The 6,782-nt window shown below is 64.5% G+C and carries 6 protein-coding genes; all 6 read left to right on the top strand.

Going from position 1 to position 6,782, the window contains the following annotated elements; all coding sequences use genetic code 11:
• The first annotated feature begins 90 nt into the window (after positions 1 to 90).
• Positions 91 to 777, top strand: coding sequence for an adenylate kinase (locus tag MUB52_RS10715; RefSeq protein WP_263844207.1), 687 nt, complete (start codon positions 91 to 93; stop codon positions 775 to 777).
• 58 nt (positions 778 to 835) lie between these two features.
• Positions 836 to 1,096 (top strand): DUF4212 domain-containing protein, encoded by a 261-nt coding sequence (locus MUB52_RS10710; RefSeq protein ID WP_263844206.1) that lies wholly within the window; start codon positions 836 to 838, stop codon positions 1,094 to 1,096.
• Positions 1,097 to 1,101: 5 nt separating this feature from the next.
• Entirely contained in the window at positions 1,102 to 2,886 is a 1,785-nt protein-coding gene (locus tag MUB52_RS10705; RefSeq protein WP_263844205.1) for a sodium:solute symporter family protein, read from the top strand.
• Between the two features lie 103 nt (positions 2,887 to 2,989).
• Positions 2,990 to 4,810: a DUF294 nucleotidyltransferase-like domain-containing protein gene (locus tag MUB52_RS10700; RefSeq protein ID WP_263844204.1), complete on the top strand. Its 1,821-nt coding sequence runs from the start codon at positions 2,990 to 2,992 to the stop codon at positions 4,808 to 4,810.
• Between the two features lie 4 nt (positions 4,811 to 4,814).
• Positions 4,815 to 5,333: a hypothetical protein gene (locus MUB52_RS10695; protein WP_263844203.1), complete on the top strand. Its 519-nt coding sequence runs from the start codon at positions 4,815 to 4,817 to the stop codon at positions 5,331 to 5,333.
• A 1-nt stretch (position 5,334) separates the two neighbouring features.
• Entirely contained in the window at positions 5,335 to 6,747 is a 1,413-nt protein-coding gene (locus tag MUB52_RS10690; protein WP_263844202.1) for a 3'-5' exonuclease, read from the top strand.
• Positions 6,748 to 6,782: the final 35 nt, after the last annotated feature.

The following is a 6,782-nucleotide window of genomic DNA, read 5'->3' as shown; positions in this document are numbered from 1 at the left end:
CTTCGCAACCCTCGGCGACACCTCAACACTCGCTGACCCAACCGTCGTCGACGACCTCATCAAAAACAGAATGAATAGGGGAGACGCGTGATGGACGGCTCTAAGGTACCACAAGCAGCGCCCGTTCTGATCCTGCTTGGCCCTCCGGGCGCCGGCAAGGGCACGCAGGCGCGGATGCTGGAGGATCGGCACGGGTTCGTGCAGCTTTCGACCGGGGATCTGTTGCGCGCCGCCGTGGCGGCGGGCACCCCGGCAGGCCTACGCGCCAAGGCGGTGATGGAGGCGGGTGATCTGGTCAGTGACGAGATTGTCATCGCGATCCTGCGCGACCGTCTCCTGGAGCCCGACTGCGCCAAAGGGGTGATCCTCGATGGGTTCCCGCGCACCACGGTGCAAGCGGAAGCGCTCGACAGGCTCCTCGCGGCCACCGGACAGCGGATCGACGCGGCGATCAGCCTCGATGTCGAAGATGATGCCATGGTTCAGCGCATCTCGGGCCGCTTCACTTGCGGCGGCTGCGGTGAGGGCTATCACGACAGCTTCAAGCCGACGACCAGGCCCGGTGTCTGCGATCAGTGCGGCGGCTCCGAGATGAAACGCCGCGCCGATGACAACGCCGAAACGGTGGCACAGCGGCTCGCGGCCTATCACGCCCAGACGGCCCCGCTCATCGACTACTACGCGGCCAAGGGCGCGCTCTCGCGCGTTCCGGCCATGGGGGCTATCGAGCAGATCGCAACAAACCTGGAGGAGGTTGTCAGCCATGTCACCACATGACGTACCACCTGAAGCCCTCGCCGAGGGTCTGAGGGACACAAACGGAGGAGGGAAGCCTATGTCTCAAAGCAATGACACCAACGCCTATTGGAGTGCCAATGTGCGTCTCATCCTGATCAGCCTCGCTATCTGGGCGCTGGTCTCATTCGGGTTCGGGATCATCCTGCGCCCCCTTCTGGCCGGGATCGCCGTCGGCGGCACCGACCTGGGCTTCTGGTTCGCGCAGCAGGGTTCGATCATTGTCTTTCTGATCCTGATCTTCTTCTACGCCTGGCGCATGAACAAGCTCGACCGTGAACACGGCGTGGACGAGGAATAAGGACCATGGATCAGTTTACACTCAACCTGCTGTTTGTCGGCGCGAGCTTCGCGCTCTACATCGGCATCGCGATCTGGGCCCGCGCGGGTTCCACATCGGAATTCTACGCCGCAGGTCGCGGCGTGCACCCGGTCACCAACGGCATGGCCACCGCCGCCGACTGGATGTCAGCGGCCTCCTTCATCTCGATGGCGGGGCTCATCGCCTTCACCGGCTATGACAACTCGTCCTTCCTGATGGGCTGGACGGGTGGTTATGTGCTGCTGGCGCTGTTGCTCGCGCCTTACCTGCGCAAGTTCGGCAAGTTCACGGTATCCGAGTTCATCGGCGACCGGTTCTATTCCAGCACTGCCCGGATGGTCGCCGTGATCTGCCTGCTCGTGGCTTCCATCACCTATGTGATCGGCCAGATGCAGGGTGTGGGCATCGCCTTCGGGCGCTTCCTCGAGATCGACGCCTTCTGGGGTCTGCTCATCGGCGCCTGCGTGGTCTTTGCCTACGCGGTCTTCGGCGGCATGAAGGGCGTGACCTATACGCAGGTGGCGCAATACTGCGTGCTGATCACCGCCTATACGATCCCGGCAGTGTTCATCTCGCTGCAGCTGACCGGCAACCCGATCCCGGCCTTGGGCCTTTTTGGGTCCACCGAAAGCGGAGAGCCGCTTCTGGCCAAGCTGAACCAGATCGTGACCGACCTGGGCTTTGCCGAATATACGGCAGCGCATGGGTCGACCATCAACATGGTGCTATTTACCCTGTCGCTGATGATCGGCACCGCCGGTCTGCCGCATGTGATCATGCGCTTCTTTACGGTGCCGCGTGTGTCGGATGCGCGTTGGTCCGCGGGCTGGACGCTCGTCTTCATCGCGCTGCTTTACTTGACAGCCCCGGCTGTGGGGGCCATGGCGCGGCTCAACATCTCCGAGCTGATGTGGCCCAACGGGACCAGCGGCGAAGCGGTCAGCGTCGAGCAGATCGAGACCGACCCTGAGTACGCCTGGATGGCCACATGGCAAAAGACCGGCCTGTTGGGTTGGGAAGACAAGAACGGCGACGGCAAGATCCAGTACTACAATGATCAGAACGCCGATCTGCAAGCCAAGGCCGCGGAGAATGGCTGGGAAGGCAATGAGCTGACCAACTTCAACCGCGACATCCTGGTGCTCGCCAACCCCGAGATTGCAAGCCTGCCGGGCTGGGTGATCGGCCTTGTGGCAGCGGGCGGCCTTGCGGCGGCACTGTCGACGGCGGCGGGGCTTTTGCTGGCGATCTCCTCGGCGGTCAGCCATGACCTGCTGAAAGGGCAGCTCACGCCGAACATGTCGGAGAAATCCGAGCTTCTGGCGGCGCGGGTCTCCATGGCAGCGGCGATTGTGGTGGCGGTCCTTCTGGGCCTCAATCCACCGGGCTTTGCCGCACAAACCGTGGCCTTGGCCTTCGGCCTCGCGGCAGCCTCGATCTTCCCGGCGCTGATGATGGGGATCTTCTCGACCCGCATCAACAATGTCGGCGCGGTCGCAGGTATGCTTGCCGGTCTGGTGGTCACGCTGCTCTACATCTTCCTGCACAAGGGCTGGTTCTTCATCCCGGACACCAACTCGTTCACGGATGACAACCCGCTGTTGGGCCCGATCAAGTCGACCTCTTTCGGCGCGATCGGCGCGGCGGTCAACTTCGCGGTGGCCTACTTCGTCTCCGGCATGACCAAGGAGACCCCGCAGGAGATCAAGGACCTTGTCGAAAGCGTGCGCATCCCGCGGGGTGCAGGCGTGGCAGTCGAAGGTCACTAACCAAGCCTGACACCGCCACGGCTTTGTGGCGGTGCCTCCCAAATCAGGCCCGTCCTGCCCGATCCTCCCTCGGGCAGGACATTCTCTTCTAAAGGCTTCGCACATGCCCCTGTCGTCCCGGCTGAGACAATTCCTTGCCTCCGTGCACCCCTACGACAGCCTGTCGGAGGCGGACCTCGACACGCTCGCACAGGTATGCGACGCAACCGACTACGCGCAGGGAGACAAGGTCTTTGTTGTGGGTGATACGGCCAGCAGCCTCTATATCATCGCCGCCGGTGAAGTTGAGATTACCGACGAGGCCGACGTGCAGATCTCGATCCTCGGGCCCCGCAACTCTTTCGGTGAGCGGGCCTTGTTGCGGGGCGAAGCCGCGAGCCGCACCGCAACCGCGACGCGAGACACCACCTTGATCGTGATGCCGGCCGTGACCTTCTTCGCGTTGATAGACGCCCACGCGCCGGTGGCAAAGTTCTTCGACCGGCGCCGCCCACCCCGCAAAGACCAGAAGGATCTGACAACGCTGCCGGTGGGCCAGCTGATGACACGCGACCCCATGACCTGCGCGCCTGACACACCCATCCGCATCGCCGCGGGGCAGATGCACGCCAAGCGCATTTCTTCGATCTGCGTCGGCGATGCGGAGGGCTTCCGTGGCATCGTCACCCTGCGCGACATGAACGGGCGCGTGGTGGCGGAAGGCCATGACCCCGCCGCACCCGTCTCGTCGATCATGACGGAGGACCCGCTGACCCTTGCACCGACCGCGCTGGTGACGGATGTGCTGCACCTGATGGTCGAACGCGGGATCGGTCATGTGCCGATCGTCGACGGCTCGGACCTCGTGGGCATCGTGACCCAAACGGATCTCACCCGCGCGCAGGCGATGTCGTCGGCCGATCTGGTGGGCCGCGTGGCCAAGGCCACCGATGCCGCCGAAATGGCGCGCGCCACTGCGAAGATTCCGGAGCTGCTGGTCCATCTCGTGGAGGCCGGCAACCGGCACGAGGTTGTGACCCGGCTGATCACTGATATCGCGGATACCGCAACCCGCCGCTTGCTGGCGCTCGCCGAAGCCGAGCTTGGGCCGCCGCCGGTGCCCTACCTCTGGCTTGCCTGCGGCAGCCAGGGGCGGCAGGAGCAGACCGGTGTCTCGGATCAGGACAACTGCCTGATCCTCTCAGACGATGTGACCGAGGCGCAGATGCCCTACTTCGCCGGCCTTGCAAAGTATGTGAGCGACGGGCTCGACACCTGCGGTTATTTTTATTGCCCGGGTGACATGATGGCGACCAACCCGCGCTGGTGCCAGCCGCTGCAGGTCTGGCGGGAGTATTTCCGCGGCTGGATCGCCAAGCCCGATCCGGAAGCGCAGATGCTTGCCTCGGTGATGTTTGACCTTCGGCCCATCGGCGGCGACCAGAGCCTGTTCGGCAACCTGCAGGAGACGACGCTGGCGGAGGCCTCCAAGAACTCGATCTTCACCGCGCATATGATCGCCAATTCGCTGAAGCATCAGCCACCGTTGGGCCTCTTGCGCGGGCTTGCCACGATCCGCTCGGGCGAACACCGCAACCAGCTTGACCTGAAGCACAACGGCGTTGTGCCGGTGGTTGATCTGGGACGCGTCTACACGCTGCAGGGCCGGCTCACCCCGGTGAATACGCGCGCCCGGCTGGAGGCGGCACAGAAGGCCGGCGTACTCTCGCCCTCAGGCGGGGCGGACCTGCTCAACGCCTATGATCTGATCGCGATGATGCGGCTGGAGCATCAGGTCACACAGGTCAAGGCCGGGGCCAAACCCGACAACTATCTCGACCCCGCGACGCTCTCGGATTTCGCCCGCAGCCACCTGCGCGATGCCTTCGTGGTGGTCAAGACGATGCAATCCGCTGTGGGATCCGGCAAAGGTGCGCTAGGGTAGGGCCATGTTTGTCGAACTCATCGCCACCATCTTCGCCGGGATCGCCTGCGCCGGGATCGCCATGCTGCTCAATATCCTCACCGGACGGCGCCTGCCGAAATGGGTGATGCCGGTTGCTGCGGGTGCGGGCATGATCGGCATGACCATCTCGAACGAATACACCTGGTTTGGCCGCACCGCCGAGCGGCTGCCCGAAGGCGTCGAGATCGCCATGACCGTGGACGAACAAGGCTGGCTGCGCCCCTGGACTCAGGTCTGGCCCTACACCAAGCGTTTCGTCGCCGTCGACACCGGCACGGCGCGCAGCCACCCGAACCTGCCGGACCAGCGGCTGGCCGACATCTATTTCTTCGGCCGCTGGTCTCCGGTGAACCAGGCACCGATGCTGTTTGACTGCGGGCAGGCTCGCTCTGCGCTGCTGATCGACGGGGCGGAGTTTGCCGCTGACGGCACCGTCAGCAATGCCGACTGGCAGGGCATGCCCGAAGGCGACCCGATCCTGCAACTGGTGTGCGAGACTTGAGATGCTCACCTCCCTCTCCCTGCGCCTGCGCATTTTCCTCTTCTTCTGCCTGCTGGCGGCAGGCAGCGCGGCGCTGGCGGCAGGCGCACTGGCCTTCGGCTGGTCTCGCGGCGACGCGGGCCTGCCCACCGGGCCCTTCCTAACCGCCTTCATCGCCTTTACCTTCCTGAACACGGGTCTCGCACTCGGGGTGTGGCTGCTCTTCGATGAGAATGTGGCCAAACCCATCACGCGCCTCTCGGCCGATCTGCGGCTGCGCGCGCATTCGGGCGTCGCCTGCGACGTGGACACCGAAGCGGCGCGCTATCTCGGCGATCTGGCGCCTGCCGCAAGCGCCCTGACGGAAACGATGAGCAGTTCGGTGATGGACACCGCCGCCCAGGTGGCGCGCGAGACACAGCGCCTCAAGTCCGAAAGCGAGCGCCTCACCGCCTTGCTCACCGAGATCCCGATTGCAACGATCCTGCTCAACCCCGCGCAAGAGATCGTCCTCTACGACGCGCAGGCCGCCGCCGTGCTGGCGCAGATCGCGCCACCGCGGCTCAAGGCCCCCCTGTCTGACTACTTTGACATGGGCGCCGTCGCGGAGGCCATGGAGGCGTTCGAGCCGGCACCGGGGCCCGTCTCGGTCCGCTTGCAGGATGCCACTGCATCACTGCATTTCGACGCGCGGCTGAAAGCGCTCGGCAAAGACGGGCATATGCTCATGATCGACGTCGACACGGCTCAGAGTGCGCCCATTGGGCAACGCCCGCTGGTCTTTGACTTTGATCTGATCACTGCCGCGGAAACCAAGGAAATCCGCGAGACGGCGCTTTGCGACCTCTGCTACGTGCCCTTCGACAGCGAAACGACCGGGCTCTCCATTGAGACAGACGACATCGTGCAATTGGGCGCCGTGCGGGTCCTGAACGGGCGCATCGTCGAAGGCGAAGTGCTCAACACCTACGTGAACCCCGGGCGCCCCATTCCGTCGGCATCGACGGCAATCCACCGGGTGACGGATGCCGATGTGGCGGATGCGCCGGACATTGCCACGGCAGGCCGGCGGTTTCATCACTTCGCACGCGATGCGGTTCTGGTGGCGCACAACGCTCCCTTCGACATCGGCCTGCTCCGCCGGGTGCAAGGCGAGATGGGCGTGGAGTGGGACCACCCCGTGCTCGACACCGTGCTGCTCTCGGCGGTTGTCTTCGGCACAACAGAGGATCACTCCCTCGATGCGCTCTGCGACCGGCTTGCGGTGTCGCTGCCGGAGGCGCTTCGACACACGGCTCTGGGCGATGCGCAGGCCACTGCAGAGGCGCTGGTGAGGCTGCTGCCGCTTCTGGAGGCCAAGGGCATCCGGACCTTCGGGGACCTAGTGGATGCCACGCGGCAGCACGGGCGCCTGCTGGAAGATCTGAACAGCTAAAGCAATTCGCTCGGACATGGATCACCTATCCCGGG

Origin of the sequence: Roseobacter sinensis (assembly GCF_025755255.1) — a bacterium.
Taxonomy (GTDB): domain Bacteria; phylum Pseudomonadota; class Alphaproteobacteria; order Rhodobacterales; family Rhodobacteraceae; genus Roseobacter; species Roseobacter sinensis.
Note: the sequence above shows the minus strand (reverse complement) of the source record. Positions and strands in the feature narration are given on the sequence as shown.